This window comes from Streptomyces venezuelae (assembly GCF_008642295.1).
Classification (GTDB): Bacteria; Actinomycetota; Actinomycetes; order Streptomycetales; family Streptomycetaceae; genus Streptomyces; species Streptomyces venezuelae_C.
In genome coordinates this window covers 252,080-267,308 of sequence record NZ_CP029190.1, presented here as the reverse complement: position 1 = coordinate 267,308, position 15,229 = coordinate 252,080, and the positions used below count along the sequence as shown (strand labels likewise).

The window sequence follows — 15,229 nt, the reverse complement described above, 5'->3', positions numbered from 1 at the left end:
ACCCCCAGGAAGGACCCCACCATGCCCAACGACCAGACCACCCACCAGACCGCCCCCGCGACCACTGCGGCGTCCGTGCCGGCCACCGCCGAGACGGTCCGCCGGATCTGGGCCGAACTGCTGGAGGTGGACCCCGAGTCCATCGACGTCCACCACAGCGACTTCTTCGAACTCGGCGGCTACTCGCTGCTCGCCCTCCAGGCCATCGGCCGGCTCCTCGCCGAGCAGGGCGTCGACGAGGTCGAGGCGGTGGAGCTCGAAGGCGCCCTCCTCAACCGCCTCTTCGAGGACGCCACCCCGCTGGCCCAGGCCGAGTGCCTCCTGACCGCCACGACTCCGACCACGTCCTGACCCACCCGGCCCCCGGGCGGGCGTTGTCAGTGGGAGGTGCCAAGATCGAAGCATGACCAACCGGATTTCCCTGCCCTCCGATCCGCGCACCTCGGCGGTGTACACCGACTGGGTGCACGCCCACGACCCGGGTGCCGGACCGGCGGCCCTCGGCCTGCTCACCGACGCGGGTGAGGCCCTGTACCGCGCGTACGGGAAGCCGGGCCGGTTCCTCGACAGCATGGAATGGCGGGCGCGGCAGCTCCCGCCGGCTCATCTGCCGTGGTTCTGGGACACGATGGGGCACCGGCTGTTCTCCGTGCACCTGCGCTCCGCGGCCCGCGCCTTCGGCCTGGCCCGCAAGGCCGAGCGCACCCACCAGCTGCCGGTGGACGCCGACTGGCACCGGGCGAACGTCCTGCTGTACGCCCGGCACGGCGCGCTGCCCGCCACCGAGCTCGGCGGCCACCAGGCCTGGCTGGCCGCCGAGCTCGAACCGGGGGCGGCACACGAGGAGTTCGTACGGCTCCTCGGCGCATGGGGGGCGTCCCCCGGCGAGCTGCCGGCCGACCTGGGCCGCCGGGTCCGGGCCTCGGCCCGGGCCGCCGGGCTGGGCCCGGAGGAGGACGCCCGGATCCTGGCCCCGCTGGTCGCCGCCGCGCCCGGCACGGCGGTGCCGGACCGCCTGCTGGACGCGGTCGCGGACCTGATGACCGGGAACCCGCCCGGGGACGAGGTGCGCGCGGCCCTGTTCGAGCTGTTCCCGGAGTCCCGGAACAATGCGGCCTCCTGGCTGCGGATCCTGCTGAACTCCGGCGCGGCGGACGCGGCAGCCGCCGGCCGGATCGAACCCGAGGGCGGACTCGCCGACTGGCTGCGGAAGTACGCCCGCGCCTACTCGCACCGCCCCTCCGGCGGCGGAGTGGTCCGCCAGCCCATGCCGGCCGAACTCTTCGAACTGGTCGGCCGGTTCGCCCCGCGGCTGCGCGCCGCCGGCACCGCGGTGCGGCTGCACGAGGACCGGTACCGGTACCAGCACCTGGACGCCGACCTGCTGGACGCCTGCCTCGCCGAGGGCATCGAGGTCCACGACCCGGGCGACGCCGTCCGGCTGGAATTCTGGGACGCGCACTCGCAGCGCGACCTCAAGGCCCTCGCCGCCGACCCGGTGTTCGGACGCCGGCTGGAGGGCACCGTGCACTCCGGGCTGCGCGGCCGGGGCACGGCCATCACCCGCCTCCCGCACAACGCCGGCATCGCAGCCGAGGTGCACAGCCGCATCGAGAGCCTGCTCGCAGCCCTGCGCGGCGGCGGCCTCGCCGCGGCCGACGAGGCCGTGGACGAACTGCGCGAGCTGCTGGACCGGCCGACCGCCACCGCCCTCGAGGGCATCGAGGAGGCCCTCGCCGAGCTGGACCTGACCGGCCCGCTGGCCCGCGCCCTGCGCGCCGGGCTGCCCGAGGAGCTCGGCTGGCCCGCCCTGGAGGAGGCGCTGGCCGGGTTCGGCCCGGAGGAGACCGTGCGGGTCACCACCAGCTGGCCGGTCCTGACCGTGTACGGCGCCGGCCGTGCCGTCGCCGTCGACCACGCCGGCCCGCGCGGCAGCTGCACCTTCGAGATCCCCGAGCAGGCCACCTTCCACGCCGTGCACTGGGCGGGCGGACAGTTCCTGGTGAGCTGGACCGACCACGAACGCCACACCTGGGGGACGCACGCCTTCTGGGCCGACCGCCCGGAGGACGTGTTCGTCCCCGAACAGCAGCTGGGCCTGCGCCCCTACGGCGGATCCATCCAGGGCGGCCTCGGCTACCAGTTCGAAACCCCGGACGGCACCGGCCGGTTCGACGGCGACCGGATCCTGCGGCCCGGCGACCGGGAGGGCATCGGCGGCCGGGACTTCCAGCTGAGCGACGGCAGCGGCTTCTGGAGCGGCAGCGTGCACGGCACCCTCAAGAGCTGGGCCCGGCTCGATCCCGCGACCGGCGCCCGGACCACCGACCGGACCCTGCCCGAGTTCCACCGCACCGCCGAACCGCCCGCCGGCACCGAGTACTACGAGGACGGCCAGGTCCTGGCCTTCCTGCCGCCCGGCGCCCCCGTCTCACCGCTGGGCCAGGACGGCCGGCTGGTCGGCTGCCGGATCTTCAACAAGACCCCGTGGAGCGGGTATTCGCCGCGGGAGTTCCGGCTGGAATCCGTGGACGGCCGAACCGCCCGCTACCGCAGCCGCCGCTGGGGCCGCCGCCCCTTCGGAATCATCGCCCTGCCGCAGGGCGCCGAGGACGCCGTACTGACGGGCGACATCACCATCCGCTGCCATGCCGCCGAGGACAACTCCCTGCTCTGGCAGGTCCACGGCTTCCCCGGTTCCGAGAAGGAGTACGGGCGCACCAGTACCCTCGGAGCGCAGGCCGGCCCGGTCCCGCCGCCCGCCTTCTGGCACTTCCTCACCCCGCGCGACGACACCTCGTCCAAGGCCCTGCGCACCGTGGCCGACCAGGCCGTCCGGAGCCTGCTCGACGCGGCCCTGCACCCGGAGCCGGGCCGGGACCCGGCCCTGCCCGGGGTAGCCGAGCCGCGCGTCCGGGAGGGCGTGGCGCGCGCCGCCCGGCTGGCCGCCGGCATCCTGCACCGCCGGCGCGAACTGTCCCGCCGGGTGGCCATCATGCGCTCCGGCCCGGTGGTCCGCCTGGACAACCCGGTACCGGACACCGTCCTCACCCCCGCCCTGCGTGGCCTGCTCCCCGAATACCGCCACCCGCAGACCCACGTACCGCAGCCCCATCCCGCCCTGCTGACGGCCGTCGCCGCCGACGGCCGTCACCTGCGCGGGGAGATCGACGACGAGACCCGGCGGCTGGCCCTGCCCGCGGTCCCCGCCGAATGGGCCGCCCTGGCGGGCCGGATCGACGCGGTCGCCTGGCGGGTGGCCACCGCCCCCACCCCCGAGGAGGAACGCGCCGCCCTCGCGGCCCTGCTGGAGACCTGGAGCACCCAGCCGTTCGCCGAACCGGGTCGGGCCTGGCGCACCGGACGGGCCCCGGAGCGGCAGCTGGCCGCCTGCCGGGCCGCCGGCGGCACCGTGGCCGCCGCTCCCGAACACGGCGGCCTGGCCCGCTTCCTCCAGCCGGCCGGCGATCCGGCCCCGGCGGAGGCCGAGGAGTGCGAGACCGTCACCATCGGCCGGGACGACCGCCACCGGCTGCCCCGCCTGCTGGAACTCCTCGCCGAACACGGCCCGCTGCCCCTCCAGCCCGAGGCCGTGGACCTGTTCTGCTGGCGCACCGGCGTGCGGCGGCCGGTCGCCCTCCTGGTCCTGGCCGGGCTGCCCGACCGCGCGCGCCAGGACGATCTGGCGAAGCTGTTGCGCTCGGCGCCGTACAAGGCGAACAAGGATGTGGCCCGGCAGTACGCCTCCCTCCTCCACCGGCTCGGCCCGGCCGGGCAGCGGGCCGTGCTCGCGGCCGGGATGCCCGAGGACCCGGCCGAGCTGTGGGCCCCGGGAGGGACCCTCGCCGCCGCGGAACGCATGGCCGCCGTCTGGGGCGAGCTGCTCGGAACCGTGCCGTACGTGGACGAGGGCCTCGCCGCGGCACTGGACGCCGAGCTGGGCCTCCCCGACACCTGGGCGCGGTCCCTGCCGGACGGCCGCTCGCCCGAGGGCGATCCGGGGTTCGGCGAGGGCGGCTTCGTCCTCGCGGGCAGCACGGCCGGCACCCTCGCCCTCCACCACGCCGGGCCCGACGGCACCGCGGGAGCCTGGGTGCACAGCAGCTGCCCCGCCCACACCCGGGCCGCATCGGTGGTGGCCTGGGCCCTGACCGAGCGCCCGGTCGCCGACCCGGCCGCCCGCGGTGCCCTCGCCCTGTACGCCCGGCTGCGGTCGGTCCTGGACGACCCCGGCACGCTGATCCCCCTGGGCCGGTTCCGGGAGCTCGCCCGGCAGGTGCCCGCCGACCCGGCCTTCGCCCCGTACCAGGGCCCGGTGCTGCCCGGCCGGCAGGAGACCGGCGAGGGATCCGCGGAGCAGTCCACGGCCCATGACGACGGCCTGTTCGTGGTCTCCGTGCCCGCCGGGGACGTCTTCCTGCGCCCGGCCGCCCTCTCCGCCCCGGCACGCCTGGACCGGGCGGCCGGGCTCTGCACCGGCCTGGCCCTGCCCGCCCTGCTGGCCGACGTACACCGTCACCGGGACCTGTTCGCGGGCCTCGCCCGCCTGACCGAGCGGGCCACCGCCACCCCCGTCCCGCCCGGCGGCTACGAGACGAACCCGGCCCTCTCCGTGCCCGCCCTGGTCACCGAAGTGGCCCGGACCCTCGGGGTGAGCACGGACGCCGCCGCCCTCCACCTCCAGCTCCTGGCCCTGGCCCGCCCCACCGACGCCAACGTCCGCCGCTGGAACGCCTGGAGTCCGGCCCGCCACAAGGCGGCCCAGGCGGAACTGGTGGCGGCTGGCGCAGTCCGGACCGGCCGCCGGGCCCGGGCCGGCCGCACGGCCTTCCTGCCCGGCCCCTGGACCGAACCGAAGCCCCCGCACCTCCCCCTGGAGGCGCACAAACCGGCCACCCACCTGGCCACCGTCCAGAACACCACCCTGACCACCCCCCTCCTCCGCCTCCTCAGCCCGGTCCCGCTCCACGAACTGTTCGCCGAGGCGTGGACCACCTGGGAAGGGGACAGGGCCGTTGTCTAGGAGGAGCCCTGGAGGTCACCCTGGACGAGGGAGTGCAGGTGCTGGTCGTGCCAGCCGTCCGCGTGCAGAAGGGCACTGCGCAGGGTGCCCTCCAGGGTGAACCCGGTCTTGTCCGCCACCCGGCAGGACGCCGGGTTGGCCACCGAGTGGCACAGCCGCAGCCGGTGCAGGCCGAGTTCCTCCAAGGCCCACCGGGAGGCCCGTCGTACCGCCTCGGCCATCAGGCCGCCGCCGCGGGCGGCGGGCAGCACCCAGTACACGATCTCCGCGCTGCCGCCGGCCAGGTCGATGTCCCCCCACCCGATCAGGCCCACCGGCGGTGCGCCGTCCGGCCCGGCAAGGGCCCACATGGCACTGCGCTCGGCCCGCCAGCGCGCGTGCATGCCCTCGATCCGCCGTTGCGCCTCTTCGGGCGAGTCCACCAGCAGCCGGTTCCACAGCCGAATGGCCGGGTCCCGGCTCGCCGCAACGAGTACCCCGGCGTCCTCCGGCCGCCATGGCCGCAGCTCCATGCCGCCGGCCAGAGCGAGCACCGGCTGTTCGTTCGCGGCCATCCGGCCGGCGGGGACGACCGGGGGATGGGCTGTAAGGGTGGTATGGGCGGTATCGCTGCATTGGAGATCATCTCGCGATCATGCCATGCCCGTCCCGGTCACCGCCCGTTCCGGGCCAACGCCCGCGCGGGCGGCCCGGTTCGGGCCGCCCGTCGGCGGGATGGGGGAGGGGCGTGCGCCCCCCCGGCGAGGATGCGTCGGTGCCGATCGGGCACCGTCGCGCATCCTCGTGCCGCCCCGGGACCGGCCGGTCGGGCCGGGCGCCGCGGCATGGGGACTGCCGGTCCGTGCCGGGATGGCGCACGGACATTCCCTGCGTACGGGACGTGTTGCGCCCCTCACGCAGCCACCGGCACGGCCGCCGGCCCGCCCGACCGCGCCTTGAAGTGCGCCCGGAGGGTGAACCCCTCGGCGGACGCCTCCCAGCGGCTCAGCGGGATGCCGTCGGCCAGGAGCCGGCGTGCGGACATGTGGTCTGCGGGCTTGTTGACGGACTCGACCGCCACCAGCTCCTCCTCGCGGAACAGCAGGACGGAGAACGAGCCGCCGGCCGGATCCCCCAGCACCAGCTGGGAGTCGTGGTCCTGACCGAGCCCGGCGATCTGCAGGGTGGTCGAGAACTGGGTGCTCCAGAACCAGGGCAGGTCCCCGTACGTCCGGTCGGACCCGGTGAGCCGGTCGGCCACCAGCCGGGCGTGGTCGACGGCGTTCTGCACCGACTCGATGCGCAGCGGCCCGGCGGCCCGCGGGTGCGGGAACACCGCACAGTCGCCGACCGCGGAGATCCGCGGGTCGCTGGTCAGCAGCCGGGAGTCGGTGACGATCCCGCCGGCCACCGACAGGCCTGCGGCCTCCGCCAGTTCGGTGCAGGGCACCGCCCCGGCACCGACCAGCACCAGATCCGCGGGCAGCATGCGGCCGTCGGTCAGCTCCACCGCGGCCACCCGTCCGTCGCCGTCGTCGTGGAAGCCGGCGACACCCCGGTCGAAGACCAGTTCGGTGCCGTTCTCCCGGTGCAGGCGGCTGAAGTGCTCGGCCGTCCGGGCCGACAGGGCCCGGGCCAGGGGCCGCCCGAGCGCCTCGACGACCGTCACCCGGTGGCCCAGGTCCCGGGCCGACGCGGCGAATTCGAGGCCGATGAACCCGGCGCCCACGATGACCACGTGCGCGGCCGAGGCGAGGTCCTTGCGGAGCTCGTCGGCGTCCGCGAGCGTCCGCAGGGTCCGTACGCCCCGCAGGCCGGAGCCGGGGACCGGCAGGGTCCTGGCCCGGGCCCCGGTCGCCAGCACAAGGTGGTCATAGCCGAGCTCGGCACCGTCGGCGAGCCGGACGGTCCGGGCGGCCCGGTCGAGGGCCACGACCGTGCCGGTGACCCGCTCGACCGCGTTCCGCTCGTAGAACGCCTCGGGCCGCAGCCACAGTTGGGTCTCGTCCACATCTCCCTTCAGATAGGCCTTGGACAGCGGCGGGCGCTCGTACGGCAGCACGCCCTCATCGCCGATCAGGGTGATCCGGCCCTGGTGGCCGCTCTCGCGCAGGGAGGCGACCGTCTGGCAGCCGGCCTGCCCGGCGCCGATGACGACGACGTGGCCGGCCCCGGTGAGCGGGCTCACCGGTACTGCCGCTCGGGCAGGCGGACGATCAGCCCGTCGAGGGCGTCGGTGACGGTGAGCTGGCAGCTCAGACGGCTGTTCGGCTCCCGGGTGCAGGCCGTGAAGTCGAGCATCTCGTCCTCCTCCGACTCCGGGGCGTCCAGCTTGTCGAGGGCGGAGGGCTCCACGTACACGTGGCAGCTGCCGCACTGGGCGTAACCGCCGCACTGGCCGACGATGCCCGCGACGTCGTTGGAGACGGCGCCGCGCATGATGCTGGTGCCCTGGGGGAGGTCGAGAGTCGTCTCCGTGGAACGGTCGGCGGCGACATACGTGATCTTGGGCATGGAGTGCTCCTGGGACGGTCGGTGGGCGGTGCTCTTCGCTCCTTGTGACCACGACGTTAGAAACGGGCCATATCGGCGGGTTACCGCCCGGCTATCGCCCCGCCACCCACCCGGAGCTCAGCGTTCCGACAGCTCCGAGGGCGCCTCCTGCACCACCCAGCCGTTGCCGTCCGGGTCCTCGAAGGTGAGGAAGGAGTTCCAGGTGCCGCCCTTGCCGTCCGCCCAGCCCGCCTCCCCGAGATGGCGGACCGGCGAGACCTCCACCCCGCGGCCCGCCAGCTTCGCGCGCGCCGCCTCGATGTCCGTGACACAGAGCTGGAGCCCCTGCAGCGTGCCCGGGGCCATCACCTTCGTACCGGGCGCCGCCGGCATCCCCTGGAGCATCGCGATCGAACACCGGGAGCCGGGCGGGGTCAGCTGGATGATCCGCACGCCGGGGGCGACCTCGTCGTCGAGATCGACGGTGAAGCCGACCCTGTCGGCGTAGAACTCCTTGGACCGGTCCAGGTCCGTGACCGGGACGGGAACGACTTCGAGCGTCCAGTTCATGGCGAGCCTCCTCAGGCAGTCGCGTCCACCGTCGCCCATCGGGCGGCCCCAGCGCACGCCGCAACGCCACGGCAGGGTGGCTGAAAAACCACCTCAACCGCCCCAACCGGCCCAAGTGCGCTCAACCTTGGGGCCCGTTCCCCGGTCATCACCGGTGACCGGGTGCACCAGGCACCCGGCGCAACGGGTGGGAGAAGCAGATGGCAGGTCGTCGTACGACGCGCCGGATCACGCACGCGGCACTGGCGGTGGTCGCCGCCACCGCGGTGGCGGTCACCGGCCTCACCGGCAGCGCGTACGCCGCCGCGCCGGCCGCAGCCGACGGGCAGAGCGGACAGTCCGGGCAGTCCGGGCAGGGCGCAGGACACGAGGCAACCCGGAAGGCGCTCGAAGCCGCCGTGGCGGAGGGCGCGCCCGGCGCCCTCGCGGTGGCCGAGCGCGGCCGGCGCGCCTGGGCGGGCACGGCCGGCGTGGGGGACCTGCGCACCGGCGAGAAGCGGCAGGCACAGGAGCGGTTCCGGGCGGGATCCATCACCAAGACCTTCGTCGCGACGGTGCTGCTCCAGCTGGAGGCCGAGGGCAGGCTCAGCCTCGACGACAGCGTGGAGAAATGGCTTCCGGGGCTCGTCCAGGGCAACGGCCACTCCGGCCGGACGATCACTCTGCGCCAACTCCTCAACCACACCAGCGGAGTGTTCAGCTACACCGAGGACGAGGCATTCGTCGAGAAGGTCTTCGGCCCCGGCTTCCTCCGCCACCGCTACGACACCTGGAAGCCGGAGCAGCTCGTCCGGGTGGCCATGGCCCACCAGCCGTACTTCGCGCCCGGCACCGACTGGCGCTATTCGAACACCAACTACGTCCTGGCCGGCCTGGTCATCGAGAAGGCCACCGGCAACCCGTACGCCAAGGAGGTCCAGCGGCGGATCCTGGGCCCCCTGCACCTGGACGCGACCGTACTGCCCGGCACCCGTGCGGGCATGCCGGAGCCCGCCGGGCGCGCGTACTCGAAGCTGTCCCCCGAGGCGACGGGCCCCACCCACGACGTCACCGAGCTCAACCCCTCCATCGCGGGCGCGGCCGGCGAGATCGTCACCGATGCCCGTGACCTCAACGACTTCTACCGCGCCCTGCTCTCGGGCCGCCTGCTCGGCCCCCGCCAGCTGCGGGACATGACCACCACCGTGCCGGTCCCCGGCGCGGAAGGGGTCGGGTACGGGCTGGGGATCATGAGCATCCGGCTGTCCTGCGGAACCGAGGTCTGGGGCCACGGCGGCGGAATCCACGGTTCCAGCTCCACTGCGGTGGTCACCCGCGACACCCGGCACGCCCTGGCCGCGAACCTCAACGGGGACTGGGCGGGCAACACGCAGACCGTGGTCGAGGCCGAGTTCTGCGGCACCGAGTAGCCCGCCGTCCGGCCGGGCCCGGGCGCTCCGCCCGGGCCCGGCCGTTCCGCCGCACCCGGCCCCGGTGGCCCGTACGGCGCCCGTGCGGATGCGGCAGCCGCGGCGGGAGGCGCATCCTGGCTGTGTGACCGGGAGAGAGGTGTGATCGGGAGGCCGGACGACGGCGGACGGGTTCCGGACGAGCTGGCCCTGGTACTCGCCCGGGCCACAGTGGGCGCGATCGAAGCCGTCGGCGGGTACGCCGGCGGGGTCTACCTGCGCTCCCGGACCACGGGCCTGCTCCGGATGGCCGTCGTCGCAGGGCTGCCCGGGTCGCTGTTCCGGCCCTGGTGGCGCATGCACGTCAACCGCCCGTTTCCGGTGGCCGACGCACACCGCTCCGGGCAGGCCGTCCACCTCGCCGACGCCGAGGAGGCCATGCGGCGCTACCCCCAGCTGATGGCCGGGCTGCCCTTCCCCTTCGGCTCCATGTACGGGCCCCTGGCCCAGGGAACCGAGCGGTACGGCGTACTGATGGTGCTGCGCGCCGCGACCCCCGGCGCCGTGGTCGGCGATTCCGACCGCCACCTGCTCCGCGAGGCCGCGCAGCGGCTCTCCGCCCGCCTGGCCGCGCTCGCCGCCGACGGCACGGACGTCGTCTGGGAGAGCGAACCGGTGAGCGTGACCCTGCCGGTGCCCCTGGAGACCCCGCTGCGTACCGGCTGCTTCGACTGGGACCTCGGCACGGGGCTGATCACCGTCGATGCGGACCTGTGCGCGCTCGCCGGACTGGACCCCGCGGACTTCCCGGGCGACGTGGCCGCCCTCACCGCCGACTGGTGGCCGGAGGACCGCCAGGGGCTCTGGGCCATCGCCCGGGAGCTCGCCGATCCGCAAGGCCCTCCGACCCGGCGCCTGGCGCTGAGCCGCCGCGACGGGCGGCGGCTCGTCCTCGACCTCACCGCCCGGCCGGGCGACAGCACGGACACCACGGACACCACGGAAAGCCGGGAGAGCCGGGACCGGAGCCTGCTGGCCGGCCTCGTCCTGGACCTCGGCACCGCCCCCCTCACCGAACAGGCCGCCGACCGCCTGCCGCAGGCCGTACTGTCCATCGACCGCACGGGCCGGGTCACCTACGCCAACGACAGCGTGGTGGACCTGCTCGGCCGCGGCCGGGACGAACTGGCCGGCCAGGTGCTGTGGGAGGCCCTGCCCTGGCTCGGCCACACCGCCTACGAGGACTACTTCCGCGCCGTCATGATGGGGAGCGACCCCGTCCAGTTCCTGGCCCGCCGCTCCCCGAACGAGTGGGTCTCGGTCTTCCTGCACCCCGGCCCCGGCGGTGTGACCGTCACCCTGACCGCCGAGGAGCACCCCGCCTACACCCCGAACTCCCTGGTCCGCCCGGGCGGCGGGCTGGGTTCCCCGGCCGACCGGGCAGCGTCCCTGTACCGCCCGGTCGCCCTCGCCATCGCCCTCACCGAGGCCGTCACCGCCCGCCAGGTGTCGGCCGTGGTGACCGAGGAACTGCTGCCCGCCTTCGGCGGCCGGCAGCTCGCCATCTACCTGCTGAACGAACGGCACCTCTACCTCGCCTGGGAGACCGGCTTCCCGAAGGGGTTCCTCGACCGCTTCGACGGAGTCTCCCTCGAAGTCCGGCTGCCGGGCGTGGAGACCCTCACCTCCGGCCGCCCCATCTTCTTCGAGTCCATGCAGCACCTCGCCGCCGCCTACCCCGGCATCGCCCTCGACGCCGACGTCGGCGCGCGCGCCTTCCTGCCCCTCATCGCCTCCGGCCGGCCGGTGGGCTCCTGCATCCTGGGCTTCGACCGGCCCCGCGGCTTCAGCCCGGAGGAGCGTACGGTGCTCACGGCCCTCGCCGGACTCATCGCCCAGGCCCTGCAACGCGCCCAGCGCTACGAATCCGAAGCCACCCTCGCCCGCGGACTCCAGGCCGCGCTGCTCCCGCACCGGCTCCCGGTGGTCGACCACGTCGAGACCCTCGGCCGCTACCTCCCCGGCACCGAGGGCATGGACATCGGCGGAGACTGGTACGACGTCATCGAAACCGGGACCCTGCCGGGCCGGAGCATCGCACTCGTCATCGGAGACGTCCAGGGGCACGGCGTGGCAGCGGCCTCCACCATGGGCCAGCTCCGCAGTGCCGTCCGGGCGTTCGCCCTCAGCGGGCAGTCCCCGCAGGATGTGGTGAGCGGTACCAACCGGCTGCTGATCGACCTCGACCCCGGCCAGTTCGCCAGCTGCTGCTACGTCCTGCTCGACCCGGCGACCGGCACCGCGCGGGCCGTGCGCGCCGGCCACCCGCAGCCGCTGCTGCGCCACCCCGACGGCCGGACCGAGGTACTGGACCTCCCGGGCGGCGTGGTCCTCGGTATCGACAGCGAAGCCCAGTACCCGGTCACCGAGTTCCTGCTCGAACCCGGTGCGGTCCTCGCCTTCTACACGGACGGGCTGGTGGAACAGCCGGGTGCCGACATCGACGTGGGCGTCGAGCGGCTCCGCGCCACCCTCGCCGAGGCCGGCTCCGGCGACCTGGCCGCCACCGCCGACCTGCTCGTCCGCGAGGCCGGCGAGGCCGTCGACCGGCCCGACGACGTGGCCCTGCTGCTGGCCGCACGCTGGCCGACGGAGTGGAGGCAGGCGTCATGAAGGCGATCCCTCCCGGATTCGGCGAACTGCACGGCCCGCTGGACGTGTCCCGGGCGGCCATGGCCGTCCTCGACGGCGCGGGCCGGGTGGTGGGCTGGAGCCCGGCGGCCGTGGAACTGCTGGGATACGCACCGTCCGAGGTGCTCGGCCGGCCGTTCACCGATCTGGTGACCGACACCGCCGCGCCCGAACTCCTGCCGGGCCTGCGGCGCGTCCTGTGGGTGCGCCGCCGGGCCGGGCACACCGTACGACTGGCCGTCGCCGTCCTCACCCTGCTGCCCGGCGAGGCCGAAGCCCACGGTGACGCGGACGGCCACGCGGGCCTGCGGGCCGAGCTGTCGCAGGGAACGCACCCGGCCCGGCTGCTCGCCATGGCCGACGCCGCCGAGAGCGAGCAGTGGGACGCGCTGCAGTCGATGCTCCGCGGTCTGGCCACCGAATCCCCGGTCGGCCTGGCCATCTACGACACCCGGCTGCGCGTGGTCTGGACGAACGCCGCTCTCTACGCGGAGATGGGCCCCGCCGACTACGCAGGAGTCGGCCCGGACGACATGGTCACCCACGGCCTGGTCCTCTCTCCCGGCATGCCCGGCACGCTGGAGGAGGTCATGAACGCGGTGCTCACGACCGGAGAGCCGGTACTCGATCTGCACTACCGAGGCCGGCCGCCCTCCGCCCCCGACCGCGACCACGTCTGGTCCTGTTCGTACTACCGGCTGGAGGACACCGCCGGCTCCCCGCTGGGCGTCTGCGAGGAGACCATCGACATCACCGAGCGCTACCTCGCCCAGCAGCGCCTGGACCTGCTGGTCCGGGCCGGCTCCAGTGTGGGAACCACCCTCGACATCATGCGCACGGCCCGGGAGTTCGCCGCCGTCACCACCCCGCACTTCGCCGACTCGGTCACCATCGACCTGCTGGAGGCGGTGTTCGACGGCGACCGCCCGCCCCGCCCCGCCACCACCTCCACCGCCACCTCTGAGGAGGCATCCGATGCCTCCGACACCCCAGAAACCGCCGAAACCGCCGAAACCGCCGAGACCGCCGAGACCGCCGAGACCGCCGAGACCGCCGAGACCGCCGAGACCGCAGCGATGGTCCGCGTCTGGCCCCCCGGGGACGACCGGCCCCCGGCCGCCCTGCGGCCCGTCCGCGCACCGAACCTGCTGGCCGTACCGCTCCGCGCCGAGGGCGTCGACCTGGGCGTCGCGGCCTTCGGCTGGGAGCACCGCCGAAACCCCTTCGACCCCGGCGAACTGGCCGTGGCCGACGAACTCGCCGCCCGGCTCGCGGTGTGCATCGCCAACGCCCGCCGCTACGCCCGCGAGCACGCCGCCGCCCTGATGCTCCAGCGCAGCCTGCTGCCCCGGCTGCTGCCGCAGCTGTCCGCAGTCGAACTCGCGTACCGCTACCTGCCCGCCGACAGCCGCGCCGGGGTCGGCGGGGACTGGTTCGACGTCATCGCCCTGTCCGGGACCCGGGTGGGCCTGGTGGTCGGCGACGTGGTCGGCCACGGCCTGGGCGCAGCCGCCACCATGGGCCGGCTCCGCGCCAGCGTGCGTGCGCTGGCCCGGATGGACCTGGCGCCCGACGAACTCCTCGCCCGTCTGGACGATCTCGTCAACCAGGGCATCGACGAGCGGGCCGCGGTCCGCGCCGCGGGCGATGACCTGCCCGAGGACGAGGCCCTCGGCGTCACCTGCCTCTACGCCGTCTACGACCCGGTCTCCGGGAGCTGCACCATGGCCCGCGCCGGGCATCCGCTGCCGGCCGTGGTCAACCCGTACGAGGGCACGGTGGACTTTCCCGATCTGCCGCCGGGACCCCCGCTGGGCCTGGGCGGCCTCCCCTTCGAGTCCGCCGAACTGACCCTCCCTGCGGGCAGTCTGCTCGCCCTGTTCACCGACGGCCTCGTCCGGCGCCGCGACCGCGACCTGGACGATCAGCTGGACACCCTGGGCACGGTCCTGACCCGCTCCGCCCGGCCCCTGGACGACCTCTGCGACGAGGCGGTCGAGGCCCTGCTGCCCGCCCCCGAGGACGACGACGCGGCCCTGCTCCTGGTCCGTACCCGGGTTCTGGGCCGCGATCAGGTGGCCGTCTGGGAGCTGGAGGCCGACCCCCAGGCCGTCGGCCGGGCGCGCGCGGCGGCTGCCGCCCAGGTCCGCGAATGGGGACTCGGCGAGGACCTGCTGTTCACCACCGAACTGGTGGTCAGCGAACTGGTCACCAACGCCATCCGGCACGCCGCGGCCGGCCCCATCCAACTGCGCCTGATCCGTGACCAGACCCTGATCTGCGAGGTGTCCGACAGCGGCCACACCTCCCCCCACCTGAGGTACGCCGCCGGTGACGACGAGGGCGGCCGGGGTCTGTTCCTGGTCGCCCAGACCACCCAGCAGTGGGGCACCCGCTACACCCCCACCGGCAAGACGATCTGGGCCGAACAGGCCCTCCCGGCCGCCAACCCGCGTGAGGACTGACGAACTTCTCATCTCCTTCTCAGCCACTCCTCAGGCGAGTCCGCGAGGATCGAGGATCGGCCGACGCCGTCACGACCCTGGAGGGGCTCCCATGAACAAGCACGTCCGCAAGCGCACGGCACTCGCCGCCGGTGCGGCCCTGGCCGGAATCGCCCTGGTCTTCCCGGCCGTTGCAGTCGCCGAGGACTCCGGCGGCTCCGGACGGCCCGAGGCCGTCCGGAAGGCGCAGCCGGAGCCGGGCAAGCGGGCCGAGCTGCGCGGGCAGCGGCAGCAGGAGCTCGCCGAGGCGCTCGCCAAGGACCTCGGCGTACCCGAGGAGAAGGTGACGGAATCCCTGAAGAAGTTCCGGGCGGCGCAGCGGGAGGAACGGGGCGAACACGCCGAGAAGCGCAAGCACTTCCGCGGCGGTGAGCGGCCCGCCCCGGCCGAGCTCCGCGAGAAGCTCACCGCCCGCCTCGACCAGGCGGTCAAGGACGGCAAGCTCACCCGGACCCAGGCGGATGCGATCCTGGCCGCCGTCGACGCCGGCGTCCTGCCGGGCCGGCCCGCCGCCGGCCCCCGCGCACACCAGCGCTGACCGGAACCCCGGAACCCCCCGGCCCGGCGGATAATGACGGCGG

General features: G+C 74.6%; 10 protein-coding genes. 6 read left to right on the top strand and 4 right to left on the bottom strand.

What is annotated here, in order from left to right; all coding sequences use genetic code 11:
- Positions 1-21: 21 nt before the first annotated feature.
- Both DEJ50_RS01400 and DEJ50_RS01395 read left to right on the top strand, forming a co-directional pair.
- Positions 22-351 carry an acyl carrier protein gene (locus DEJ50_RS01400; protein ID WP_223837515.1) on the top strand — a complete coding sequence of 110 codons (330 nt, stop codon included), beginning with the start codon at positions 22-24 and terminating at the stop codon, positions 349-351.
- A 52-nt stretch (positions 352-403) separates the two neighbouring features.
- On the top strand, positions 404-5,023 hold the full coding sequence (locus DEJ50_RS01395) for a hypothetical protein (protein ID WP_150205585.1): 4,620 nt from the start codon (positions 404-406) through the stop codon (positions 5,021-5,023).
- On the opposite strand, the gene DEJ50_RS01390 is transcribed toward DEJ50_RS01395, so the two are convergent.
- The 4 genes from DEJ50_RS01390 to DEJ50_RS01375 form a co-directional block, all read right to left on the bottom strand.
- Positions 5,020-5,577 carry a GNAT family N-acetyltransferase gene (locus tag DEJ50_RS01390; protein WP_150205584.1) on the bottom strand — a complete coding sequence of 186 codons (558 nt, stop codon included), beginning with the start codon at positions 5,575-5,577 and terminating at the stop codon, positions 5,020-5,022. The two genes, DEJ50_RS01395 and DEJ50_RS01390, sit on opposite strands and share 4 nt — an antisense overlap.
- A 338-nt stretch (positions 5,578-5,915) precedes the next feature.
- Positions 5,916-7,190, bottom strand: a complete 1,275-nt coding sequence (locus tag DEJ50_RS01385; protein WP_150205583.1) for an NAD(P)/FAD-dependent oxidoreductase — start codon at positions 7,188-7,190, stop codon at positions 5,916-5,918.
- Positions 7,187-7,516: a 2Fe-2S iron-sulfur cluster-binding protein gene (locus tag DEJ50_RS01380; RefSeq protein WP_150205582.1), complete on the bottom strand. Its 330-nt coding sequence runs from the start codon at positions 7,514-7,516 to the stop codon at positions 7,187-7,189. The genes DEJ50_RS01385 and DEJ50_RS01380 overlap by 4 nt, the downstream gene beginning before the upstream one ends.
- Before the next feature lie 117 nt (positions 7,517-7,633).
- Positions 7,634-8,065, bottom strand: coding sequence for a VOC family protein (locus DEJ50_RS01375; RefSeq protein ID WP_150205581.1), 432 nt, complete (start codon positions 8,063-8,065; stop codon positions 7,634-7,636).
- 200 nt (positions 8,066-8,265) lie between these two features.
- Here DEJ50_RS01375 and DEJ50_RS01370 point away from each other — a divergent pair, with 200 nt between their 5' ends.
- The 4 genes from DEJ50_RS01370 (at position 8,266) to DEJ50_RS01355 (ending at position 15,186) form a co-directional block, all read left to right on the top strand.
- The gene (locus DEJ50_RS01370) at positions 8,266-9,474 is read left to right on the top strand and encodes a serine hydrolase domain-containing protein (RefSeq protein WP_150205580.1); all 1,209 of its coding nucleotides are present in this window, start codon (positions 8,266-8,268) and stop codon (positions 9,472-9,474) included.
- Positions 9,475-9,615: 141 nt separating this feature from the next.
- Positions 9,616-12,126 (top strand): SpoIIE family protein phosphatase, encoded by a 2,511-nt coding sequence (locus DEJ50_RS01365; protein ID WP_223837514.1) that lies wholly within the window; start codon positions 9,616-9,618, stop codon positions 12,124-12,126.
- Entirely contained in the window at positions 12,123-14,609 is a 2,487-nt protein-coding gene (locus tag DEJ50_RS01360) for a SpoIIE family protein phosphatase (protein WP_150205578.1), read from the top strand. Before DEJ50_RS01365 ends, DEJ50_RS01360 begins: the two co-directional genes overlap by 4 nt.
- A gap of 91 nt (positions 14,610-14,700) precedes the next feature.
- Positions 14,701-15,186 carry a hypothetical protein gene (locus DEJ50_RS01355; protein WP_150205577.1) on the top strand — a complete coding sequence of 162 codons (486 nt, stop codon included), beginning with the start codon at positions 14,701-14,703 and terminating at the stop codon, positions 15,184-15,186.
- Positions 15,187-15,229: the final 43 nt, after the last annotated feature.